This window comes from Alphaproteobacteria bacterium (genome assembly GCA_020638555.1).
Classification (GTDB): Bacteria; Pseudomonadota; Alphaproteobacteria; order Bin95; family Bin95; genus JACKII01.
In genome coordinates this window covers 949,408-971,505 of sequence record JACKII010000002.1, presented here as the reverse complement: position 1 = coordinate 971,505, position 22,098 = coordinate 949,408, and the positions used below count along the sequence as shown (strand labels likewise).

The window sequence follows — 22,098 nt, the reverse complement described above, 5'->3', positions numbered from 1 at the left end:
CCGGCCCTGTAGTCCGGGCGGTCGCGGACCCCGAACCCCCTGCGGCGCCGGAGGCCGCGGCCACAGGGCTTGTACCCCGGGCCCGGCATCGCACATAAAGTGCTCTATCACGGTCTGTTCCGGAGACATTCGGCATGCAGCGGCTCCTTGTCCTAGCCCTCACCATGCTGCTGTGGATTCCCAACGCCCAGGCGTTGGACTCCACGGCCCGCACCCCTCGTTCCGCCCCTGAAATGCAGTTGTCCTTCGCCCCGCTGGTGAAGCAGACCGCGCCGGCCGTGGTGAACATCTATACCAGCAAGACCGTGCGCGAACGCCGGGTCAGCCCGCTGTTCAACGACCCGTTCTTCCGGCGCTTTTTCGGCGCGCCGCCGGGCGGCCCGACGCGGCAACGGGTGCAGAACGTGCTCGGCTCGGGCGTGATCGTCGCCTCGGACGGACTGATCGTCACCAACCACCATGTCATCGAAGGCGCGGACGAGATCCGCGTGGTCCTGGCCGACCGGCGCGAATTCTCGGCCAAGGTCGTGGCCATGGACGAGCGTGTGGACCTGGCCTTGTTGCGCGTCGACACCGAAGGCGCCCGCCTGCCCTCGCTCCACTTCGGCAATTCCGACCGGTTGGAGGTCGGCGATCTGGTGCTGGCCATCGGCAACCCGTTCGGCGTCGGCCAGACCGTGACCAGCGGCATCATCTCCGCCAAGGCCCGCACCAGCCGGTCCATTGGCGAGGGCGGCGTGTTCATTCAGACCGACGCGGCCATCAACCCCGGCAATTCCGGCGGCGCGCTGATCGACATGGACGGCAATCTGGTCGGCGTGAACACCGCGATTTTCTCGAAGTCCGGCGGGTCGCTCGGCATCGGCTTCGCCATTCCGGCCAGCCTGGTCCAGCGCATGGTCGATTCCTACACCACCGGCGGCAAGCTGGTGCGCCCCTGGCTGGGCGGCAGCGGCCAGCCCGTCGGCCAGGACATCGCCCAGGCGCTGGGCCTGGAGCGGCCGCGCGGCGTGCTGATCTCGTCGCTCCACCCGCGCAGCCCGCTGAAACGCGCCGGCCTGCGACGCAACGACATCATCCTGAGCGTCGCCGGGCAGCCGGTCGACGACTTCGTCGCCATCCGCTTCCGGTTCGAAACCGCGGCCGGCAAGTCCGTGAAGGTGCAATACTGGCGCCGCGGCCAGCTCCTCACCGCGGCCGTCCCGATCGAGCCGCCGCCGGAGGACCCGCCGCGCAACCAGACCGTACTCAGCGGCAGTTCTCCGCTGAACGGCCTGCGCGTGGTCAATATCTCGCCGGCGGTGATCGAGGACATGGGGCTGGACGGGGTCGACGAGGGGGTCGTGGTGAACGGCATTCGCGGCAACTCCCTGGCGCGCCGCGCCGGCTTCCAGCCGGGCGATGTCATCGAGCAGGTGAACGGGCAGGATATCCACAAGGTCCACGATCTGGTCGTGATCGACCGCACACGGCCGTCGCGCTGGCAGATCGTTATCCGTCGGGGCGGCAAGCGGCTGCGCATGGAGTTCCGCGCGTGAGCTCCCTGTTCGAGGCCGCAGGGCTGGAGCAGGCGGCACCGCGCCCCCTTGCCGACCGGCTGCGGCCCCGTTCGCTGGACGAAGTGGTCGGGCAGGATCACCTGCTGGGGCCGGACGGCGCCTTGGGCCGCATGCTGAAGGCGGGATTGCTCGCCAGCATCGTGCTGTGGGGGCCGCCCGGCTGTGGCAAGACCACCATCGCCCGCCTGCTGGCGGAGCGCGTCGGCCTGGCCTTCCAACCGCTTTCCGCCGTGTTCAGCGGGGTCGCCGACCTGCGCAAGGCGTTCGACGAGGCCAAGAAACGCCGCGCGACCGGCCAGGGCACGCTGCTGTTCATCGACGAAATCCACCGCTTCAACCGCGCCCAGCAGGATGGCTTTCTGCCTTTCGTCGAGGACGGCACCGTCGTGCTGGTGGGCGCCACCACCGAAAACCCCTCGTTCGAGTTGAACGCCGCGCTGCTGTCGCGCTGCCAGGTGATGGTGCTGCACCGCCTCTCCGCCGCGGCTTTGGAACGGCTGCTGTCGCGGGTCGAGGCGGAGGTGGGGCGCAAACTCCCCCTCACCGACCGGGCGCGCGAGGCGCTGGTGGCGATGGCGGACGGCGATGGCCGCTATCTGCTCAACATGATCGAGCAGGTGCTGGCCCAGACCGGCCCGGATGCCGAGCCGCTGGGGCCGGAGGCGATTGCCGACGCCGCCCGCGCGCCGGTCTATGACAAGGCGCAGGAGGCGCACTACAACCTCATTTCCGCGCTGCACAAATCGCTGCGCGGCTCCGATCCGGATGCGGCGCTCTACTGGCTGGCGCGCATGCTGGCCGGCGGCGAGGACCCGCGCTACATCGCCCGCCGGCTGCTGCGCTTCGCCAGCGAGGATATCGGCCTGGCCGATCCGGGCGCCATGCCCCAGGCCATTGCCGGCTGGGAGGCCTATGAGCGCCTCGGCTCGCCCGAGGGCGAGTTGGCCATCGCGCAGGTGGTGCTCTATCTGGCGACGGCGCCGAAATCGAATGCGGCTTATGTCGGCTTTGGCCGGGCGATGAAGTCGGCTAAGACGTCGGGATCGCTGCCGCCGCCGGCGCACATCCTGAACGCGCCGACCAAGCTGATGAAGGAATTGGGCTACGGCGCCGGCTATGCCTATGACCACGACACCGAGGCCGGTTTTTCCGGCCAGAACTATTTCCCGGACGGCATGACCCGAGAAACCTATTACCGCCCCACCGACCGCGGCCACGAAAAGCGCGTGGGCGAGCGCCTCGCCCACTGGGCCCGCCTGCGCGCGGAGGCGGCGGCATCCTCATGAAAATGGTGCTGTTCGTCGCCGCCGGCGGAGCGCTGGGCGCCATGGCCCGCTATGGCACGGTGGTCGCCGTCGGCCGGCTGACGGGGATCGGCTTTCCATGGGGCACGGTCACCGTCAACCTGGTGGGCTCGCTGGTGCTGGGCCTGTTGATCGGCGCCCTCGCCCACGGGCTGCATCTGAGCCAGGAGATGCGCGGCATGGTCGTTGTCGGCTTCCTGGGGGCGTTCACGACCTTTTCCACCTTCTCGCTCGACGCCGTCACCCTGATGGAGCGCGGCACCTGGTGGCCGGCATTCGGCTATATCGTCGGATCGGTGGTGACCGGCCTCGCCCTGTTCTTCGTCGGCTTGCGCTTTTTCAGGCTATTCGTATGACCAGTCGCGTCCAAACCCTGACCATCAGCGAACAGGAGGCGGACCAGCGCCTGGACCGCTGGTTCCAGAAGCGCTTCCCCACGCTTTCCTACGGCCATTTGCAGAAGCTGCTGCGCTCGGGCCAGATCCGGGTGGACGGCAAGCGGGCCAAGGCCTCGGACCGGCTGGCGGAAGGCGCAGCGGTGCGCGTGCCGCCCCTGGGCGAGGCCGACGATGCGTCCGAGCGGCAGGCGCCACGGGTCAGCGACGCAGACGCGGCCTTCATCCGCAGCCTGGTGATTTACGAGGACGCCGACATCATCGCCCTGAACAAGCCCGCGGGCCTGGCCGTCCAGGGCGGCACCAAGACCCGTCGGCATGTCGACGGCATGTTGCCCGCGCTCGCCGGCAGGGACGGGGAGCGGCCGCGCCTGGTGCATCGCCTCGACCGCGACACCTCCGGCGTTCTGGTGCTGGGCCGCACGGCGCAGGCGACGCGCGCGCTGAACGACGCCTTCCGCCTGCGCGAGATGCAAAAGCTCTACTGGGCGATCACCGTCGGCATTCTCAAGCCGGCCGATGGCTTCATCGACCTGCCGCTGTCGAAGCAGGGCGACGTGTATGAGAAAATGAGCGAGGATCACGACGGCCAACGCGCCATCACCGACTATCGCACCGTCGAACAGGCCAGCCGCCGCCTCGCCTGGGTGGCGCTGGCGCCGCGCACCGGCCGCACCCACCAGCTCCGCGCCCATATGGCGGCCAAGGGCAAGCCGATCCTGGGCGACACCAAATATGGCGAGCACGCGGACGGCATGGCCGACGGCCTGGTCGAGGCGCTGGACGTGGCGCCCGGCCTGCACCTGCACGCCCGCGCCCTCTGGCTGCCGCCATTCGGCCGGCGCAAGGGCGAGACCCATCTGGTCGCGCCGCCGCCGGAGCATTTCCTGCACACGCTGCGGGCGCTGGATTTCAATCCCGAAAACCCGCTGGCGGACGAGCCCATCCCCAATATGCGCGAGGAATACCGCCACGCCGTGATGGCGCGGGAGAAGAAGAAACGGCGATGAAACGGTTTTACAAGCAAGCCGCAGCCGGCGAGCACGAGGGCGGTCTGGCCGTCCTGCTCGACGGCCGACCGGTGCGGACCCCGAAACGGACGCTGCTGCATCTGCCGACGCCGGCGCTGGCGGCAGCGCTGGCCGAGGAATGGCAGGCGCAGGGCGACGAGATCGAGCCGGCGGCGATGCCGTTGACGCAACTCGCCTCCACAGCCCTCGACCGCGTCGCGCCGCAGATCGGCGCCGTCGCCGCCGAGATCGCCAAATTCGCGGAGACCGACCTGCTCTGCTATCGCGCCGATCAGCCGGACTCCCTGGTCCAGGCCCAGCATGCGGCCTGGGCGCCCCTGCTCGCCTGGGCGGACGAAGCCCTGGGCGCGCGGCTCGTCGTCACCCAGGGCATCAACCCCATTCCGCAGCCGGCCGAAGCGATTGCGCGGATCCAGGCCGCCGTCGCCGGCTACGACGCCTTCCCGCTGGCCGCGCTCTCGGTCGCGACCGCGGTCACCGGCTCGGTGGTCATTGCCCTGGCGCTTGCGCAGGGGCGAATCAGCGGCGATCAGGCGGCCGACGCCGCACAGGTCGACGAGGCCCACCAGATGGAGCGCTGGGGCCATGATCCGGAGGCGGAAGCGCGTCTGGAGCGCCTGCGAGCCGAACTCCGAGCCGCGGAACGCTTTCTGGCCTTGCTCTGAGGGCGGTTTCGGCCTATTTCGCCCGGATCGAATGCGCGGGCCCGCCTGATTGCGCCCGATTTCTGCTGCCCGAATTTGGCAGCCACGTAGCGCCCGTCCGGGCCGTTCGCTTTGGGAGTCCCAATGCAAGACATCGTCAAAATGTTGGAAGAAAAGCGCGAGCATGCCCGCATGGGCGGCGGCCAACATCGCATCGACGCGCAACACGCCAAAGGCAAGCTGACCGCGCGCGAACGCCTGGAAGTGTTGCTCGACGAAGACTCGTTCGAAGAATACGACATGTTCGTCGAGCATCGCTCGACCGATTTCGGCATGGCGGGCCAGAAAATTCCCGGCGACGGCGTGGTGACCGGCCACGGCACCGTCAACGGCCGGCTGGTGTTCGTCTATTCGCAGGATTTCACCGTGTTCGGCGGCTCGCTGTCCGAGGCGCATGCGGAGAAAATCTGCAAGATCATGGACCAGGCCATGAAGGTCGGGGCGCCGGTGATCGGGCTGAACGACTCGGGCGGCGCCCGCATCCAGGAAGGCGTTGCCTCGCTGGGCGGCTATGCCGAGGTGTTCCAGCGCAACGTGCTGGCCTCCGGCGTGATTCCGCAGATTTCGGTGATCATGGGGCCGTGCGCCGGCGGTGCGGTCTATTCGCCGGCCATGACCGACTTCATCTTCATGGTGAAGGACACCTCCTACATGTTCGTCACCGGCCCGGACGTGGTGCGGACCGTGACGCACGAGAACGTGACGCAGGAGGAATTGGGCGGTGCGCGCACCCATTCCAGCAAGTCCGGTGTCGCCGACATGGCGTTCGAGAACGATATCGAGGCCTTGTTGCAGGTCCGCCGCTTCGTCGACTTCCTGCCCACCTCCAACCGCGAGAAGCCGCCGTCCCGCCCGACCGCCGACCCGGTCGACCGGCCGGAAATGTCGCTCGACAGCCTGGTGCCGGAAAACCCGAACAAGCCCTATGACATCAAGGAATTGATCCACAAGGTCGTGGACGAGGGCGATTTCTTCGAGATCCAGCCGGACTATGCGGGCAATATCGTCATCGGCTTCGGCCGCATGAACGGATCGACCGTCGGCTTCGTCGCCAACCAGCCGATGGTGCTGGCCGGCTGCCTTGACATCGATTCCAGCCGCAAGGGCGCCCGTTTCGTGCGTTTCTGCGATGCGTTCAACATTCCGATCGTCACCTTCGTCGACGTGCCCGGCTTCCTGCCCGGAACCAGCCAGGAATATGGCGGCATCATCAAGCACGGCGCCAAGCTGCTGTTCGCCTATGCCGAGGCGACCGTGCCGAAGGTGACCGTGATCACGCGCAAGGCCTATGGCGGCGCCTATGACGTCATGGCCTCCAAGCACCTGCGCGGCGACGTCAACTATGCCTGGCCCCAGGCGGAAATCGCGGTGATGGGGGCCAAGGGCGCGGTGGAGATCATCTTCCGCCAGGACATCGGCGACCCCGAGAAAATCGAAGCGCGCACGCAGGAATATGCCGACAAGTTCGCCAATCCCTTCGTCGCGTCCTCCCGCGGGTATATCGACGACGTGACCCGGCCGCACAACACGCGGCGGCGCCTGATCAAGGCGTTGGGCATGCTGCGCAACAAGCAGCTGCAAAACCCATGGAAGAAACACGACAACATCCCGCTCTAGAGGCTCGGTGCGGAAATGCCCTGCCCCACCCCCGCCCCGTCATTGCGAACCGCCGCGGCCGACGCCGCCCGGCGGCCTCGCCTTGAGGGAGCGGCGGCGGCCCGGATGGCACCAAAGCTGAAACCCGTCAGATCCATAAGGCGCTAGCCCCCATGTTCTCCAAAATCCTCATTGCCAACCGCGGCGAGATCGCGGTCCGCATCATCAAAACGGCCCGCCGCCTCGGCATTCAAACCGTGGTGGTCTATTCGGAGGCGGACAAGGGGTCCAAGGCCGTCGAACTGGCGGACGAGACGGTCGCGATCGGCGGGCCGACGGCCGCGGAAAGCTATCTGGTGCAGGAGCGCATCCTCCAGGCCGCCAAGGACACCGGCGCGGAGGCGATCCACCCGGGCTTCGGCTTCCTGTCCGAGAATGCCGGCTTTGCCGAGGCGGTGGCCAAGGCCGGCCTGGTGTTCATCGGCCCGACGCCGCACGCGATCCGCGCCATGGGCGACAAGATCGAATCGAAGCTGCTGGCGCAGCGCGCGGGCGTCTCGGTCGCGCCCGGCTATGACGGCGCGCTGACCTCCGACGCCGACGCCCTGAAAGTCGCGCGCGAAATCGGCTATCCGGTCATGATCAAGGCTTCGGCCGGCGGCGGCGGCAAGGGCATGCGCATCGCCTGGGACGATGCCGGCCTGAAAGAAGGCCTGGCCAGCGCCGCCAGCGAAGCGCGCTCCAGCTTCGGCGACGACCGGGTCTTCATCGAGAAATACATCCACCAGGGCCGCCATATCGAAATCCAGGTGCTGGGCGACAGCCACGGCAATGTCATCCATCTGGGCGAGCGCGAATGCTCGGTCCAGCGCCGGCACCAGAAGGTGCTGGAGGAAGCGCCGAGCCCGCTGGTCGACCCCGAGATGCGCGCGCGCATGGGCGCCCAGGCGGTCGGCCTCGCCCAGGCGGTCGGCTATCAGAGCGCCGGCACGGTGGAATTCATCGTCAGCCAGAACAAGGAATTCTACTTCCTGGAGATGAACACCCGCCTGCAGGTGGAACACCCGGTGACCGAGGAGATCACCGGCTTCGACCTGGTGGAGGAAATGCTGCGGGTGGCCGCCGGCGAAAAGCTGCGCTGGCAGCAGGACGACGTGCGCATCAACGGCTGGGCCATGGAAGCCCGGCTGTATGCGGAAGACCCGTCGCGCAACTTCCTCCCCTCGATCGGCCGTCTGCGCCACTACAACGAGCCCGATGGCCTGGAGGGCATCCGCGTCGACAGCGGCGTGCGCGAGGGCGACGAGATCTCGATGTTCTACGATCCGATGATCGCCAAGCTGATCGCGCACGGCCGCGACCGGACCGAGGCCATCACCCGGCTGCAACGGGCGCTCGACACCTTCATCGTCGAGGGCATCGGCAACAATCTCGTCTTCCTGAACGCCGCATTGGCGAACGACACGTTCCGGTCCGGCACCTTCTCCACCGCCTTCATCGAGCAGGAATTCCCGGAAGGCTATTTCGGCCCCGAGCGCACCGACGCGGTGCTGGAAAACATCGTGCCCATCGCCGGCATGGTGCACACCGTTGGCGCCCTGCGCGATTCCTGCCTGACCGGTCAGGTGCCGGGCCAGCAATGGCGCCCGTCGCGCAACTGGGTGGTGCGGATCGACCGCAAGGATTACCCGATCACCGTCACGCCAAGCGACCGGGGCTGCACCGTCGACTGGAACGGCGCCAGCCTGCGCGTCACCAGCGACTGGTCGCTGGGCGAGCGCGTGTTCCACGGCTATGTCGACGGCCGGCCCGTCACGGCGCAGATCGCCGCCATCGGTGCCGGCAGCTATCGCGTCAGCCATGCCGGTGCGGCGGTGGTGGTGCAGATGCTCACCCCGCGCATGGCCGAACTGGCCGACCTGATGCCGATCAAGGAGCCGCCGGACCTTTCCAAGCTGATCATGTCGCCCATGCCCGGCCTGTTGCTGCGCGTGACCGTCGCCCCCGGCGACGAGGTGCAGGAAGGCCAGGAAATCGCCGTGGTCGAGGCGATGAAGATGGAAAACATCCTGCGGGCCGAGCGCCGCGGCACCGTCAAGACCGTCAACGCCACCGCCGGCGACAGCCTCGCCGCCGACCAGATCATCGTCGAGTTCGAATAGGCGAAGAAGCTCGGACACCCCACCGCCCGTCCGGCCCGGCCCACGGCCTTTGCCGGGCCCGGGCGGCATCCACGTCTTGGCTGGCCGTTGCCGCCGCCGTGACCTTTCCGCCCATCGCCTCATGTGTTTGGACAACCAAGCACCAGGAGGCTTACGGTTTGCGCCGTGCTGGCCAGGATCTGGCCGGCACATAACGTCAACCCGGAGTATGATGGGTATGCACAAGACACCAAACGCATTCCACGTTGTCGGCGGCCTGCTGGCCGCTGCCGCGCTGGCAGGGTTTGTCTCGTCGGCATCCGCCGCCACGGCGATGCTCAAAGACCCGAAGGGCAACGCGGTCGGAACGGTGGAACTCACGCAGTTGCCGCATGGCGTGCTGTTGCACGCGCAGCTGATGAACCTGCCGGAAGGCACGCACGCCTTCCATGTGCACGGCGTCGGCAAGTGCGAGCCGCCGTTCAAGTCCGCCGGCGGGCACTACAACCCGACCGGCGCCAAGCATGGTCTGGCCTCGGACATGGGCGCCCATGCCGGCGACATGCCGAACATTCACGTTCCGGCCTCCGGCAAGCTGGATGTCGAGGTGTTCAATAGCCAGCTCGCCCTGGACGACAAGCTGTTCGACGCCGACGGTGCCGCCATCGTCATCCACCAGGGCGCGGACGACTACACATCCGACCCGGCCGGCGCTGCCGGGCCACGCATCGCCTGCGGCGTGATCACGAAATAACCCGGCCGAGCCGGCCGCGAGGGACCCCGGACCGGCGCTCCCGCACCGTCCGGGGACGCTCACGGCGGAGGCGCACTCGTGCTTCGCCGCTGCGGTCGCCCTCCCCCACAAGGCCGATGTATCCCGGACGGTGCGGAGCGCCGATCCGGGACCGGCGTCGCCATCCGAACACCGCCGCCTCCCATGTCCGCACGCCCCGACAGGCCCCGGATGGCGGCTCCGCCGCGTCCGGGGAAGCCCGGTTCTCTCAGCCCGCCTCGCCGGCCTTTGCGGCTTCGGCCCGCTTGCGCCGCACCTTCGCCCACAGGTTCAGCGCTTCCACCAGGATCGAGAAGGCGATGGCGAAATAAAGATAGCCGCGCGGAATGTGGAAATGCAGACCGTCGGCGATCAGCGCCACGCCGATCAGCAGCAGAAAGCTCAGGGCCAGCATTTTGGCGGTCGGGTGGGCGTGGATGAAACGCGAGACCGGCGTGGCCGCGAACATCATCACCCCGATCGCAATCGTCACCGCGGCCACCATTACCCCGAACACCTCCGTCATGCCGATGGCCGTAATCACGCTGTCGAGCGAAAACACCAGGTCCAGTGCCACGATCTGACCGATGACCAGGGGCAGGGACGCGCCCTTGCGCTCGCCCTGCTGCTCCTCCTCGCCTTCCACCGCCTCGTGGATCTCCGCCGTGCCCTTGGCCAGCAGGAACAGGCCGCCGGCCAGCATGATCACGTCCCGCCAGGAGACCGCGTATTCGAGCACCGTGAACACCGGTTGGGTCAGGCCCGCGAGCCAGACGGCGCTCGCCAGCAGCAGCACCCGCATGCCCAGGGCCAGCAACAGGCCGATGCGCTGGGCCATGGCCCGCTGGTGCTCCGGCAAACGGCTGGCGGTCACTGTCAGGAAGACCAGATTGTCGATCCCCAACACGATTTCCAACGCCGTCAGCGACAACAGAGCGGCCCAGATTTCGCCGCTCAACAGGATATCCATCGCGACACACTCCCTCGACAGGTGTTATAGGCCTGCCATAGTCGAACCAGAGAACTCGTTGCGTTTTCGGTCAATTCCGCCGCAAAATGCAGCCAACCATTAGCGCCTATATGGGGTACGCCGCCATGTCCGTCACGACCGCCGACCGTCGAAACTTCGACCTTTCCGCCGCGTTGGACGAGGCCGAAAAGCGTTTCGCAGCGGCCAACCCGGCAAGCGAAACGGCCTTCCGGTCCGCCGGCCGCTCCATGCCCGGCGGCAACACGCGCACGGTCCTGTTCTACCCGCCCTATCCCCTCACCCTGGCGGGCGGCGATGGCTGTTTCGTGACCGACATCGACGGCCACCGCTATACCGACTTCGTCACCGAGCAGACCGCCGGCCTTTACGGCCACTCCGACCCGCGCATCCAGGCGGCGGTGCGCGGCGCGCTGGAGCACGGCATCACCCTTGGCGGCCCGACCGCCAAGGAGGCGGAACTGGCCGACCTGCTGACCGCCCGCTTCCCGGCACTGGACCTGGTGCGCTTCACCAATTCCGGCACCGAGGCGAACCTGCTCGCCCTGCAAACCGCCCGTGCCATCACCGGACGCAACGCCGTCATGGTGTTCGACGGCTCCTATCACGGCAGCGTGCTCTCCTTCGGCCCGTATGGGCGCGAGATGAACGTGCCGATGACCTGGGTCATGGCCACCTACAACAATGTGGACGACACGGCGGCCACGATTCGCGCCTGCGCCCGGGATCTCGCCGCGGTGATCGTCGAGCCCATGACCGGTTCCGGCGGCTGTATCCCCGCGACGCCGGAATTCCTCGCCATGCTGCGCGAGGTGACGGCCGAACAGGGCGTTCTCCTGATCTTCGACGAGGTGATGACCTCGCGCCTGGGCCCCGCCGGCTATCAGGGCGTTTGCGGCATCACACCGGACATGATGAGCATGGGCAAGTATCTGGGCGGCGGCCTGACCTTCGGCGCCTTCGGCGGGCGCGAGGACATCATGGCCCATTTCGACCCCGCCCGGCCCAACCATCTGAGCCATGCCGGCACATTCAACAACAACGTCCTGACCCTGGCCGCGGCGACGGTCGGCCTGTCGGAGGTCTTCACCGCCGACGCCGCCCGCGCCATGAACGACGCCGGCAATCGCCTGCGCACCCGCCTGAACGAGCGGCTGGCCCATCACGGCCTGAAGGGACAGGTGACCGGCTACGGCTCGATGATGATGCTGCACCTGACCGACCAGCCGCTGTCGAGCCCGGCGGACAGCGGCAAGGTGCCGGCCGCCGCGCGCGGCCTGTTCCATCTCGGCATGATCGAACGCGGCTATTACGTCGCCCGCCGCAACATGATGGTGCTCAGCCTGCCCATGGGCGAGACCGAGTTCGACGGCCTGGTCGACGCGGTCGACGACTGGTGCCGGGCGAACAAGACCCTGTTCGCCTGATCCCGGCACGGCGGAGCCAAGGCCCCCACCCGGATCGGGGCGCGGGCGGGATTATTCGTCCCCGGCTTCGAAGGTCTCGCTGAGCACGGTACCGTTGTCCCGGTCCACCGCCACCAGCGACACGCCATAGCCCCACAGCACCTGCAAGTGCTTCAGGGCCAGATCGCGGTCCTTTTCGTCCAGCGGAATGCCGTCGCGCACCGTATGCTGCACGCGCAGCACGCGGTCGCCCTTCAGATCCGCGTCGACCACCTGGATATCCGGGTCGGCGGTGCCGGGGTCGTAGCCGCGCGCCAGGGACTGGCGCACATGGCGGTAGCCGCGGTCGTCGTGAATGTCGGCGACGCGATAGAAGCTCTCCTCCGCATCGTCCGAAAGCACGAACAGGCGCATGTCACGGATCAGTTTCGGGCTCAGATACTGCTGCACGAAGCTTTCGTCGCGATAATTGGCCCAGGCGTATTTGAGGGCCGCCCGCCAATCGCCGGTGCCGGCCAGGTCCGGGAACCATTCCCGGTCCTCGTCCTTCGGCTCGGTCACGATGCGCTTGATATCGCACATCATGTTGAAGCCCAGGGCATAGGGGTTCAGGCCGGAATAGCGCGGGTCGTCATAGGCCGGCTGGAACACGACGTTGGAATGCGAGTGCAGGATTTCCAGCATGGCGCCGTCGCCCAACAACCCTTTGTCGTACAGCGCGTTGACGATGTGATGGTGCACGAAGGTGGCGCAGCCCTCGTTCATCACCTTGGTCTGGCGCTGGGGATAGAAATACTGGGCCAGTTGGCGGACGATGGACAGAAGTTCGCGTTGCCAGTCTTTCAGATTGGGACTGTACAACTCCAGGAAGTAGAGCAGGTTCTCTTCCGGCAGGTGCAGCGCCTTCTGCCGTTCCTTCGCCTCGATCTCCGCCAATGTCGGTTCGGGGCGGGAGGGATCGCGCGGCACGGTGCGCCAGAGGTCGTTGTAGGACCGCTCCTGCTCCTCGGCAATGCGCCTGCGCCGTTCCTGCAACTCCTTCAGGGTGGGTTCCGGCCGGCGATGATAGCGGAACACGCCGTGATCCATCAGCGCGTGCGCGGCATCCAGCACCGCCTCGACCTCCAGCAGGCCATAGCGTTCCTCGCAGGCCGCAACGAAGCGCCGGGCATAGTCCAGGAAATCCAGGATCGATTCGGCGTCGGTCCACTCGCGGAACAGGTAGTTGTTCTTGAAGAAATGGTTGTGCCCGAAGGCCGCGTGCGCCATCACCAGCGTGTGCAGAGCGGCGCTATTGTCCTCCATATTGTAAGAAATACAGGGGTTCGAGTTGATGACGATCTCGTAGGCGAGCCCGGTCAGCCCTTTCTGATACAGCCGCTGGTCGCGGGCGAAGCGCTTGCCGAACGACCAGTGCCGGTACAGGATCGGCATGCCCAGCGAGGCATAGGCATCCAGCATCTGTTCGGAGGAAATCACCTCCAACTGGTTCGGATAGACGTCGAGGCCCAGGTCCTCGCGGGCAACGATCTCGATTTCCTCATAGAGTTGCTGCAACAGGTCGAAGGTCCATTCGGTGCCCTCGAACAGGGGCGTCGCCGATTTGATCGCAGGCGCAGAAACAGCCATTGCGTGACTACGCCTCCTTCCTGGCGAACAGTTCGCGGAACACCGGATAAATGTCCGCCGCGCGGCCGACCCGCTTCATCGCGAAATTGTCGAACTCGGTGGCCACGCCGCGATACGACCGCCACAGTGCGGCCCCCACCTGCGGGTTCGCGAACAGTTCGATTTCGCGCTCGTCCAAGATTTCGACATAGGCGTAGTATTGGAGCTGGGGCATGACCTCCTCCAGCATCAGCTTGGCGCAATACTCGCTATCGCCGGCAAAATTCTCACCGTCCGATGCCTGTGCCGCATAAATGTTCCAGTCCCGCGGCGAATAGTTCTTCTTGATCTCCTTCAGCATTTCGACGATGGCCGACGAGACCACCGTGCCGCCCGTTTCGCGGCTGTAGAAAAACGTCTCCTCGTCGACCACGCTCGCCTGGTGGGTGTGGCGGATGAACACCAGGTCGATGCGGTCATAGCGCCGGCGCAGGAACAGGTGCAGCAGGATGAAGAAGCGTTTGGCCAGGTCCTTTTCCCGCTCGCCCATGGAGCCCGACACATCCATCAGGCAGAACATCACCGCCTTGGAATTCGGCTGCGGCTTCGGCTGGTAGTTGCGATAGCGAATGTCGAGCGGGTCGATGAACGCCACCAGCCGGCGGCGGGTCTGCAACGCCTCCTGCCGGGCATAGAGCGCGGCGAGGCCCGGATAGTCGTCATCGCCCAGCGCCTCGATCCGCTTGATCTCTGCCTCGACCTCCTCCAGTTCGGCGTCGGCCGGCCGGTGCAACACCAGCCGCCGGCCGAGCGAGTTGCGCATGGTGCGGCGCAGCGCCAGCCGCGTCGGCGTGCCGGCCGTGGTGAAGCCGGCCCGCTGCGGCTTCGTCGCCTGCATTTCCTGCAGGTCCTTTTTCACCAGGTCCGGCAGTTCCAGGTCCTCGAAGAACAGGTCGAGGAACTCGTCGCGGGTGAGGGCGAACTGAAAGTCGTCATCGCCCTCGCCGCTGTCGGCGCCCTCCTTGCCGCGACCCTCGCCCTCGCCGGTCTGCGGCTTGCGGATGCGGTCGCCGGTGGAGAACTCCTTGTTGCCGCCCAGAACCCCTTCGCGGAAGCCGCCCTGGCCGCTGTTGCGGAAGTGCGGTTCGTGGATGGACCGGGTCGGGATCGAAATCGTCTCGCCCGAATCCACGTCCGCGATCCGTCGCCCCTGGATCGACTCGTTGATCCGCTGGCGAATTTGCTCCTTGGCGCGGCGAATGAATCTCTGTCTGTTCCCGAGATTCTTGTCTTTCGGGTTCAGGCGGCGATCAATGAAGTGGCGCATCAAAGCCCTACTTTCTGGCGGAGCTTACCCCGCCTTGTTCACGCGCATATACCATTCGACGAGCCGCCGCACCTGCCGCGGGGTGTAGCCGCGAGCGGCCATGCGGTCGACGAATTCCTGGTGTTTCTTGTCGGTTTCACTGTCCTTCTTGGACCCGAAGGAAATGACCGGCAGCAGGTCTTCGACCTGGCCGAACATGCGCTTTTCGATCACGTCCCGCAGTTTCTCGTACGAGGTCCAGCGCGGGTTGCGCCCGTCATTATGGGCGCGGGCGCGCAAGGCGAATTTCACCACCTCGTTGCGGAAATCCTTGGGATTGGCGATCCCGGCCGGCTTCTCGATCTTGGCGAGTTCGGCGTCCAGCACCGCCCGGTCCAGCAACTGGCCGGTATCCGGGTCCTTGTAGTCCTGATCCTCGATCCAGGCGTCGGCATAGGCGATGTAGCGGTCGAACAGGTTCTGCCCGTACTCGCCATAGCTTTCCAGATAGGCTTTCTGGATTTCGTTGCCGATGAACTCCGCATAGCGCGGCGCCAGCTCGGCCTTGAGGAATTCCAGATAGCGGCTCTCCGCCTCGGCCGGGAACTGCTCGCGCTTCACCGATTGTTCCAGCACATACATCAGATGCACCGGATCGGCCGCGACCTCCTCCGAGTCGAAGTTGAAGGTCTCGGACAGCACCTTGAAGGCAAAGCGGGTCGAAAGCCCGGTCATGCCCTCGTCGACACCGGCGGCATCGCGATATTCCATCACCGACTTGGCCTTCGGGTCCTTGTCCCGCAGGCTATCGCCGTCATAGACGCGCATTTTCGAATACAGGTTCGAGTTCTCGTGCGTCTTCAGCCGCGACAGCACGGTAAACTTCGCCAGCGTGTCCAGCGTCTCCGGCGAGCAGTTGGCGCCCGCCAGTTCGCTTTCGCGCAGCAGTTTCTCGTAGATCTTGGCCTCATCGGTCACCCGCAGGCAGTACGGCACCTTGACGACGCAGATCCGGTCCAGGAACGCCTCGTTGTTCTTGTTGTTCCGGAACTGCTGCCATTCCGCTTCGTTCGAGTGCGCCAGGATGATCCCCTGGAACGGCATGGCGCCAAAGCTCTCGGTGCCGGTGTAATTGCCTTCCTGGGTCGCCGTCAGCAGCGGGTGCAGCACCTTGATCGGCGCCTTGAACATCTCGACGAATTCCAGCAGGCCCTGGGTCGAGCGGTTCAGGCCGCCGGCATAGCTGTAGGCATCCGGGTCCGCCTGGCTGAAATGCTCCAGCTTGCGGATATCCAGCTTGCCCACCAGGGCGGAGATATCCTGGTTGTTCTCGTCGCCCGGCTCGGTCTTGGCGATGCAGACCTGCCGCAATTTCGACGGCATCATGCGCACGACCGAGAAGCGGGAAATGTCGCCGCCGAACTCGTCCAGGCGCTTCACCGCCCACGGGCTCATCAGGCCGGTGATGCGACGCTGCGGGATGCCGTATTTGTCCTCCAGCAGTTCGCCATGGCGTTCGGGGTCGAACAGGCCCAGCGGCGACTCGAAGATCGGGCTGATCTCGTCTCCGGCCTTGAGCACATAGACCGGGTATTCTTCCATCAGACGCTTGAGTTTTTCGGCGAGCGTCGACTTGCCGCCGCCCACCGGGCCCAGCAGATAGAGTATCTGCTTGCGCTCTTCCAGCCCCTGCGCGGCATAGCGGAAATAGCCCACGATCCGCTCGATCGTGTCCTCCATGCCATAGAAATCGGAAAAGGCCGGATACCGCTTGATGGTGCGGTTCTGGAAAATGCGCCCCAGACGGGGGTCTTGCGAGGTGTCGACCAGGACCGGTTCGCCAATGGCAGCGACCATTCTCTCGGCAGCCGAAGCATAGAACATCGGATCGGACCGGCAGCCTTGGAGATAGTCCTGCAATGACATCTCTTCCTGGGCTCGCTTTGCATAGCCTTCGGCGTAGGTCTCAAAAATGTCCATTCGTATTCACCTCCGAACGGGCGCCTCAACGCGCGTTCCGCTAGACCGGCTTGAATCCTCCCACTGACACTTCCTCTCTCGGACCTTTTGCTTCCCACCCTGACTGTGAGATGGGGGCCAAGGCCCTGCTCTGCCAGTCAAGTATGGTTGATGAATCGCGTTAACGCGAGGTTATTGAACAGCAGTGTTGCGCAAGTTCAACACAACAAACGATGGAAAGACGGGGGGCATATTCGTGTGAAAATCCCGCCAATGCCCTGCCATATCGAAGGGATTTGCCCTATCCGTCATCCGTCGCTGCCTGCAAAAATTGCAATCTTGGAATGGATGAAATCGGCGGCCGCAGGATAATCCGCGAACCCTCCGCCACCCCGAATCGCCCCTCCGGGAGCCCTTGCCGGCGTCCGGGATCGCAGCCCCCGCACCGCCGAAACCGGCGTTTGCTCAAAATTTACGCAATTTCGATAGTGATGAAAATGTTGGCGTCAGGCCCTAAAACCGACCGCAAATGCGCTATTATATTAGCGCATTTGCAAGCCCTCCCTGCGACGCCATGGACCAGTTTTATGCCAACGGCGCCAGGAGCCGGCCCGAATCGCATCTTGTGCGCGCCCGAGCCGGCCCCCGTTCCCGCGCGCTTATCGCGGCTGGTTCAGGCGCGCCGCTTCCGCCATCACGTGCATGGCCTGTTCCTGCGCACTGCGCACGGTCAGGGAGGTGGCGCCGCAATCGTCCCACGCCTTGTAGCGCTCCTTGATCCGGGCCGGCGGCCCCATCAGCGCCTTCAGGTCGACCCACTCGTCCGGCACCGCCGCCGCGGCCTCGTCCTTGTGGCCGGCGAGGTAGAGCTCCTGGATGCGCGCGGCGGCATCGGCGAAGCCGCGGCGGCACATCAGGTCGTTGTGGAAGTTCTTCTCGCGGGCGCCCATGCCGCCGACATACAGCGCCTCGCGCGGTTTCAGGCGGTCGATGGCGGCCTTCACGTCGTCATCGACATCGACGAACACGCCGGCATGGATCTCGAAATTGTGCCAGCCCTTGTCGACGCCCTTCTTGCGCGCCCGCTCGAAGCCCTGCTCCAGCCAGGGCTTGTACTCGTCCAGCGAGCCGGGAACGAAGCCCAGCGGCAGCCAGCCGTCGGCGATCTCGCCGGTCAGCCGCACCGATGCCTCCTGGCCCGAGCCGATGAACACGGGGATGTTCGGGTTCATGTGCAGGATCGACTTCAGCGGCTTGCCGATTCCCATCGCGCCCTCGCCGGTATAGGGCAGGCGGATTTCCTTGCCGTCATGGGTAACCGGCTCCTCGCGCCGCCAGATCTTGCGGCAGATTTCGACATAGTCCTTGATGCGGTAGTAAGGCCGACCCCAGGGCTGGCCGTACCAGCCCTCGACAATCTGCGGCCCGCTCACCCCCAGGCCCATGATGAAGCGGTTGCCGCCGGCCATGGCATCGACCGTGCCGGCACACATCGCGGCATTGGCCGGCGTCCGCGCGGCCAGCTGCATGATGCCGGTGCCAAGCCGGATGCGCTCGGTCTTGGCGGCCAGATAGGCCAGCGGCGTCACCGCGTCGGAGCCATAGGCCTCCGCCGTCCAGACGCTGTCATAGCCGAGCCGTTCGGCCATCTGCACGCGCTCGACCGGCAGGTTCATCTCGGCGTCGGAATAGCCGATGGAAAGACCGAGTTTCATGAAAGGCGTTCCTCGTTGGGTCCTACTGGAAGAAGGCGAGCATAGCGGCTGCGCACTCGTTCGGTAACTCTTCCGCCACGAAATGGCCGCAGGCAAGGCCGGTTTCGCCAACAGCGTCCGCCCATTGCTGCCAGACCGGCAGCGGCGAACCGGAGCGGTTCGAGAGATAGCCCCGGCCCCAGATCACATGCACCGGACAGCGGATTTTCTCGCCGGCGTCGCGGCTCGCCTGGTCGTGCTGGCGGTCGATCCCGGCGCCGGCGCGGTAATCGTTGCAGGTGGCGTGGATGACCTCCGGCTTGCGGAAGGCCTCGCGATAATCGTCGAGCGAGCCTTCGCTCAGCGCATCGTAATTGCCGGCCCAGCGGCGCAGCAGGTGGTCCAGGTAGAAATCGGGATGGCTGCCGATCAGCATTTCCGGCACCGGCGCCGGCACCGCCAGGAACTGCCAGTGATAGCCGCCCAGCGCCCGGTCGGCGGTCAGCCGCTCCCACTGGTCCAGGGTCGGGATGATGTCGAGCGCCGCGAATTGCTCCACCCGGTCCGGATGGTCCAGACACAGCCGGAAGGCGACCCGCCCGCCACGGTCGTGGCCGGCGAGGCGGAACCGGTCATGGCCCAGATGGCGCATCAGATCGGCCATGGTCCGGGCGGTGGTGCGCTTGGAATAGGCTTCGTGGGCGGCGTCGCATGGCGGCCCGATGCTGCGGCCATAGCCGGGCAGGTCCGGAATGACGAGCGAGAACCGAGCCGCCAGTTGCGGTGCCACCTGGTGCCACATGGCACCGGTCTGCGGATAGCCGTGCAACAGCAGCAGCGGCGGGCCGGAGCCGCCGGTGCGGACATACAACTCGCTCTCGCCAATGCGGATGCGCTGGGCGGTGAAACCGGCAAGCATGGCGGCACCCTTTCCGGGCCGGACCGAAGAAACGCTCCCGGCGCGCCGCGCGCGGGCGACCGGGAGCAGGCGGAGAGGCTACAGCACCTCTTCCGCGATCACGCGCATGGCCTCGACGCTGGTGGTGGCGCGCAGCAGCATGGAATCCACCTTGCGCTCCTTCGCGGCGGCCTTCCAGTCCTGCAGGCGCTCCTTGATCCGCTCTTTCGGGCCGACCAGGGCGACCTCGTCCACCAGCGCGTCCGGCACGGCGGCATAGGCGCCGTCGCGGTCACGGCCCAGGAACTTGTCCTGGATTTCCACCGCCGCGGCCTCGTAGCCGAGATTCTTGCAGTAATCGTTGTAGAAGTTCTTATCGCGCGCGCCCATGCCGCCGATATAGAAGCCCATATGCTCCTTGATCGGCTTGCGGCAGGCGTCGAGATCGTCGCCCATCTCGCACTCGACGAAGGGCAGGATGTCGAAATTCTGCAGCGACTTGCCGGGCGCCTTGGCAAAGCCCTTTTGCAATGGCCCGCCGAACAGGTCGAACTTGTCCGGCGACATGAAGATCGGGAAAATGCCGTCGGCACATTCCGCCGCGTTTTCAACACCTTTCGGCGAGAAGCTCGCAGAATAGATCTTCATCTTCGGGTCGCCGTGCAGGATCGAGCGCAACGGCTTGCCGAGCCCGGTCGCGCCCGGGCCGCTATAGGGGATCTGGTAGTGCTCGCCGTCGTATTCCAGCGCGCCCTTGCGCTCCAGAATCTTGCGGATGATCTCGATATATTCCTTGGTCCGCTTCAGCGGCTTGCCATAGGGCACGCCGTGCCAGCCCTCGATCACCTGCGGGCCGGAGGGGCCGATGCCCAGGATGAAGCGGCCGCCGCTCATGGCGTTCAGCGTCATGGCCGTCATGGCGGCCAGCGCCGGCGTGCGCGACTGCATCTGGCAGATGGCGGTGCCGACCTTGATCTTGCTGGTCTTGGCCAGCACCCAGGCCGCCGGCGTGATCGCGTCCGACCCCCAGGCCTCGGAGGTCCAGACCGAATCGAAGCCGAGGCGTTCGGCCTCCAGCACCTTCTGCATCGGGTCGTCCATGTCGGCGCCGGAATAGCCCAGCAACAGCCCAAGTTTCATGGCGTGCGTCTCCACGTGTGATCGGTGATTGCCCCGCACAGTTCCACGGGACGCGGCGAAGGGCAAGAGGCGTTCGCCCGCCCGCCCCGGCCGCACGTCAAACCGCGTCAGGCCAGCTTGTTCGCGCTTTCCAGCAAATCCTCAACCAACCGTTCCAAGTGATTGAGAGTCGAGCATTCTTTCATCACATGACAATAGGGCCGGTAGCGCCGGGTCTCGCTGTCGCCCGTGCCCCAGAGCGGCGGCGGTTCCGGGTTCAGGAAGATCACCCGCTTGGAGCGCTCGTACAGCTCCTTCATGATGTCGGCGCGCGGATCGGAGTAGTTGGAGCGCGCATCGCCCAAAATCAGGATCGTGGTGCGCTTGTCGACCTGGTCCAGCCAGCCCTCGCGGAAATCGCTCAGCGACTGGCCATAGTCGGTGGACATGTAGCCGACCGCGTTCATCACCTTGTCGACCGCTTCGTCCACCAGATGGCGCTCGAAAAAGTCGCTGGTCTCGATCAGCTTGCCGCTGAAGGCGAAGCTGCGCACGCCGCTCAGCACCTCGTGCAGGGCGTAGAGGAATTGCAGCAGGAAGCGCGCCACCGCCGCGACCGAGCCCGAGACGTCGCAGATGACGATGACCTTGGGCTTGTCCAGCTTGCGCATCTTCCATTCGAGATGGAACAGGATGCCGTCATTGGCATAGTTCTTGCGCATGGTCTGGCGCACGTCCAGATGGCCGCGATCCTTGATCTTGCGCTTGCGGGCATAGAGCGCCACCAGCCGCTTGGCGATCTTGTCGACGATCTTGCGCATTTCCTCCTGGTCGCGCTTGTCGAGATTGCCGAGGCGCGAGCGGCGCAACCGGTCCTCTTTCAACTGTTTGGAGGTGGCCTGGCCGTGCAGTTGCAATTGCTGCTCGACGAAATCGCGCACCTGCTCGAACAGATAGGACCGGCCTTCCTGCAATTGCTGGCGCATGCCCTGGCCGCCGCCACCCTGGCCCTCGCCGCCGGAGCCCGGCATGCCGCCGCCGCCTTCCCGGCCCAGTTGCGAGATCTGGGCGTCCAGGTCCTGCAAGCCCATCTCGTTCATGATGCGCTGCACATAAAGGCCGCGCTGGGTGAAGAAGCGGATGTTCTCGACGCCGATGGCCGCCGCCGCCTGTTCCATACTAAGGGCGAGGCCGGTCTGGTCGTCCTCCATCAGCATCTGCGCCAGCGCGCTGTCCGCATCCCCGGCCATGGCGGAGCGGTCGCGACTCTTGCCTTCGTCGTCCTCGCGGTTGCGGAAGCTGTCGGCGCGGAAAAAGTCGTCGAACGTGTCGCTGAACGCCTCCTTCTCCTCCTCCGACTTCGCCAGCGCGAACGAGAGCGAGGTTTTCAGCATCTGGCGGTCTTCCCAGCCGACCAGCTTGGCGACTTCCATCGCATCCAGCGTGTCGGCGACCGACACGGGCACGTCGGCGCCGCGCAGGGCTTTCAGGAAGTTGGTGAAGGTGCGTTCCATGGGGCGAACAATCCGGGCCGGCGAGAGTTTCGCGGGACGCTAGCACACCCTATGCTGGAGGCAAACGCACCGCATGCGCGCGCCACTCCCATTCGCGAGGTTTC

At 65.9% G+C, this 22,098-nt stretch carries 17 protein-coding genes; 9 read left to right on the top strand and 8 right to left on the bottom strand.

Going from position 1 to position 22,098, the window contains the following annotated elements; all coding sequences use genetic code 11:
- The first annotated feature begins 134 nt into the window (after window positions 1-134).
- From H6844_10375 to H6844_10340, 8 genes are all read left to right on the top strand, one after another.
- Window positions 135-1,538 (top strand): Do family serine endopeptidase, encoded by a 1,404-nt coding sequence (locus H6844_10375; GenBank protein ID MCB9929805.1) that lies wholly within the window; start codon window positions 135-137, stop codon window positions 1,536-1,538.
- Window positions 1,535-2,845, top strand: a complete 1,311-nt coding sequence (locus H6844_10370; GenBank protein MCB9929804.1) for a replication-associated recombination protein A — start codon at window positions 1,535-1,537, stop codon at window positions 2,843-2,845. The genes H6844_10375 and H6844_10370 overlap by 4 nt, the downstream gene beginning before the upstream one ends.
- Entirely contained in the window at window positions 2,842-3,219 is a 378-nt protein-coding gene (gene crcB, locus H6844_10365) for a fluoride efflux transporter CrcB (protein MCB9929803.1), read from the top strand. The genes H6844_10370 and crcB overlap by 4 nt, the downstream gene beginning before the upstream one ends.
- Window positions 3,216-4,268, top strand: coding sequence for an RluA family pseudouridine synthase (locus H6844_10360; GenBank protein MCB9929802.1), 1,053 nt, complete (start codon window positions 3,216-3,218; stop codon window positions 4,266-4,268). The genes crcB and H6844_10360 overlap by 4 nt, the downstream gene beginning before the upstream one ends.
- Entirely contained in the window at window positions 4,265-4,954 is a 690-nt protein-coding gene (locus H6844_10355; protein ID MCB9929801.1) for an ATPase, read from the top strand. The genes H6844_10360 and H6844_10355 overlap by 4 nt, the downstream gene beginning before the upstream one ends.
- Before the next feature lie 123 nt (window positions 4,955-5,077).
- The gene (locus H6844_10350; protein ID MCB9929800.1) at window positions 5,078-6,610 is read left to right on the top strand and encodes an acyl-CoA carboxylase subunit beta; all 1,533 of its coding nucleotides are present in this window, start codon (window positions 5,078-5,080) and stop codon (window positions 6,608-6,610) included.
- Between the two features lie 152 nt (window positions 6,611-6,762).
- Complete coding sequence (locus tag H6844_10345) at window positions 6,763-8,751, top strand: acetyl/propionyl/methylcrotonyl-CoA carboxylase subunit alpha (GenBank protein MCB9929799.1); 1,989 nt, start codon at window positions 6,763-6,765, stop codon at window positions 8,749-8,751.
- 217 nt (window positions 8,752-8,968) lie between these two features.
- Window positions 8,969-9,484 carry a superoxide dismutase family protein gene (locus H6844_10340; protein ID MCB9929798.1) on the top strand — a complete coding sequence of 172 codons (516 nt, stop codon included), beginning with the start codon at window positions 8,969-8,971 and terminating at the stop codon, window positions 9,482-9,484.
- A 247-nt stretch (window positions 9,485-9,731) separates the two neighbouring features.
- Here the strand turns inward: H6844_10340 and H6844_10335 are convergent, their stop codons facing one another.
- Window positions 9,732-10,472: a TerC family protein gene (locus tag H6844_10335; GenBank protein MCB9929797.1), complete on the bottom strand. Its 741-nt coding sequence runs from the start codon at window positions 10,470-10,472 to the stop codon at window positions 9,732-9,734.
- Window positions 10,473-10,597: 125 nt separating this feature from the next.
- Between H6844_10335 and H6844_10330 the strand changes: the two genes are divergently transcribed.
- The gene (locus H6844_10330; GenBank protein MCB9929796.1) at window positions 10,598-11,917 is read left to right on the top strand and encodes an aminotransferase class III-fold pyridoxal phosphate-dependent enzyme; all 1,320 of its coding nucleotides are present in this window, start codon (window positions 10,598-10,600) and stop codon (window positions 11,915-11,917) included.
- Window positions 11,918-11,968: 51 nt separating this feature from the next.
- Here the strand turns inward: H6844_10330 and H6844_10325 are convergent, their stop codons facing one another.
- The 7 genes from H6844_10325 to H6844_10295 all read right to left on the bottom strand — a co-directional run bounded on the left by H6844_10325 (window position 11,969) and on the right by H6844_10295 (window position 21,994).
- Entirely contained in the window at window positions 11,969-13,525 is a 1,557-nt protein-coding gene (locus H6844_10325) for a SpoVR family protein (protein MCB9929795.1), read from the bottom strand.
- A 7-nt stretch (window positions 13,526-13,532) separates the two neighbouring features.
- Window positions 13,533-14,831: a YeaH/YhbH family protein gene (locus tag H6844_10320; protein MCB9929794.1), complete on the bottom strand. Its 1,299-nt coding sequence runs from the start codon at window positions 14,829-14,831 to the stop codon at window positions 13,533-13,535.
- Between the two features lie 24 nt (window positions 14,832-14,855).
- The gene (locus H6844_10315; protein ID MCB9929793.1) at window positions 14,856-16,790 is read right to left on the bottom strand and encodes a PrkA family serine protein kinase; all 1,935 of its coding nucleotides are present in this window, start codon (window positions 16,788-16,790) and stop codon (window positions 14,856-14,858) included.
- Between the two features lie 638 nt (window positions 16,791-17,428).
- Window positions 17,429-18,484, bottom strand: a complete 1,056-nt coding sequence (locus H6844_10310) for an LLM class F420-dependent oxidoreductase (protein ID MCB9929792.1) — start codon at window positions 18,482-18,484, stop codon at window positions 17,429-17,431.
- 22 nt (window positions 18,485-18,506) lie between these two features.
- The gene (locus tag H6844_10305; protein MCB9929791.1) at window positions 18,507-19,382 is read right to left on the bottom strand and encodes an alpha/beta hydrolase; all 876 of its coding nucleotides are present in this window, start codon (window positions 19,380-19,382) and stop codon (window positions 18,507-18,509) included.
- 78 nt (window positions 19,383-19,460) lie between these two features.
- Window positions 19,461-20,501 carry an LLM class F420-dependent oxidoreductase gene (locus H6844_10300; GenBank protein ID MCB9929790.1) on the bottom strand — a complete coding sequence of 347 codons (1,041 nt, stop codon included), beginning with the start codon at window positions 20,499-20,501 and terminating at the stop codon, window positions 19,461-19,463.
- A gap of 107 nt (window positions 20,502-20,608) precedes the next feature.
- Window positions 20,609-21,994: a VWA domain-containing protein gene (locus H6844_10295; protein ID MCB9929789.1), complete on the bottom strand. Its 1,386-nt coding sequence runs from the start codon at window positions 21,992-21,994 to the stop codon at window positions 20,609-20,611.
- Window positions 21,995-22,098: the final 104 nt, after the last annotated feature.

Bases quoted from the DNA above. Each gene is read 5' to 3' on its own strand.
- H6844_10295 (MCB9929789.1), bottom strand. From the start codon at position 21,994: ATGGAACGCACCTTCACCAACTTCCTGAAAGCCCTGCGCGGCGCCGAC.
- H6844_10375 (MCB9929805.1), top strand. From the start codon at position 135: ATGCAGCGGCTCCTTGTCCTAGCCCTCACCATGCTGCTGTGGATTCCC.
- H6844_10310 (MCB9929792.1), bottom strand. From the start codon at position 18,484: ATGAAACTCGGTCTTTCCATCGGCTATTCCGACGCCGAGATGAACCTG.
- H6844_10340 (MCB9929798.1), top strand. From the start codon at position 8,969: ATGCACAAGACACCAAACGCATTCCACGTTGTCGGCGGCCTGCTGGCC.
- H6844_10350 (MCB9929800.1), top strand. From the start codon at position 5,078: ATGCAAGACATCGTCAAAATGTTGGAAGAAAAGCGCGAGCATGCCCGC.
- H6844_10330 (MCB9929796.1), top strand. From the start codon at position 10,598: ATGTCCGTCACGACCGCCGACCGTCGAAACTTCGACCTTTCCGCCGCG.
- H6844_10360 (MCB9929802.1), top strand. From the start codon at position 3,216: ATGACCAGTCGCGTCCAAACCCTGACCATCAGCGAACAGGAGGCGGAC.
- H6844_10325 (MCB9929795.1), bottom strand. From the start codon at position 13,525: ATGGCTGTTTCTGCGCCTGCGATCAAATCGGCGACGCCCCTGTTCGAG.
- crcB (MCB9929803.1), top strand. From the start codon at position 2,842: ATGAAAATGGTGCTGTTCGTCGCCGCCGGCGGAGCGCTGGGCGCCATG.
- H6844_10320 (MCB9929794.1), bottom strand. From the start codon at position 14,831: ATGCGCCACTTCATTGATCGCCGCCTGAACCCGAAAGACAAGAATCTC.
- H6844_10300 (MCB9929790.1), bottom strand. From the start codon at position 20,501: ATGAAACTTGGGCTGTTGCTGGGCTATTCCGGCGCCGACATGGACGAC.
- H6844_10305 (MCB9929791.1), bottom strand. From the start codon at position 19,382: ATGCTTGCCGGTTTCACCGCCCAGCGCATCCGCATTGGCGAGAGCGAG.
- H6844_10345 (MCB9929799.1), top strand. From the start codon at position 6,763: ATGTTCTCCAAAATCCTCATTGCCAACCGCGGCGAGATCGCGGTCCGC.
- H6844_10315 (MCB9929793.1), bottom strand. From the start codon at position 16,790: ATGGACATTTTTGAGACCTACGCCGAAGGCTATGCAAAGCGAGCCCAG.
- H6844_10335 (MCB9929797.1), bottom strand. From the start codon at position 10,472: ATGGATATCCTGTTGAGCGGCGAAATCTGGGCCGCTCTGTTGTCGCTG.
- H6844_10355 (MCB9929801.1), top strand. From the start codon at position 4,265: ATGAAACGGTTTTACAAGCAAGCCGCAGCCGGCGAGCACGAGGGCGGT.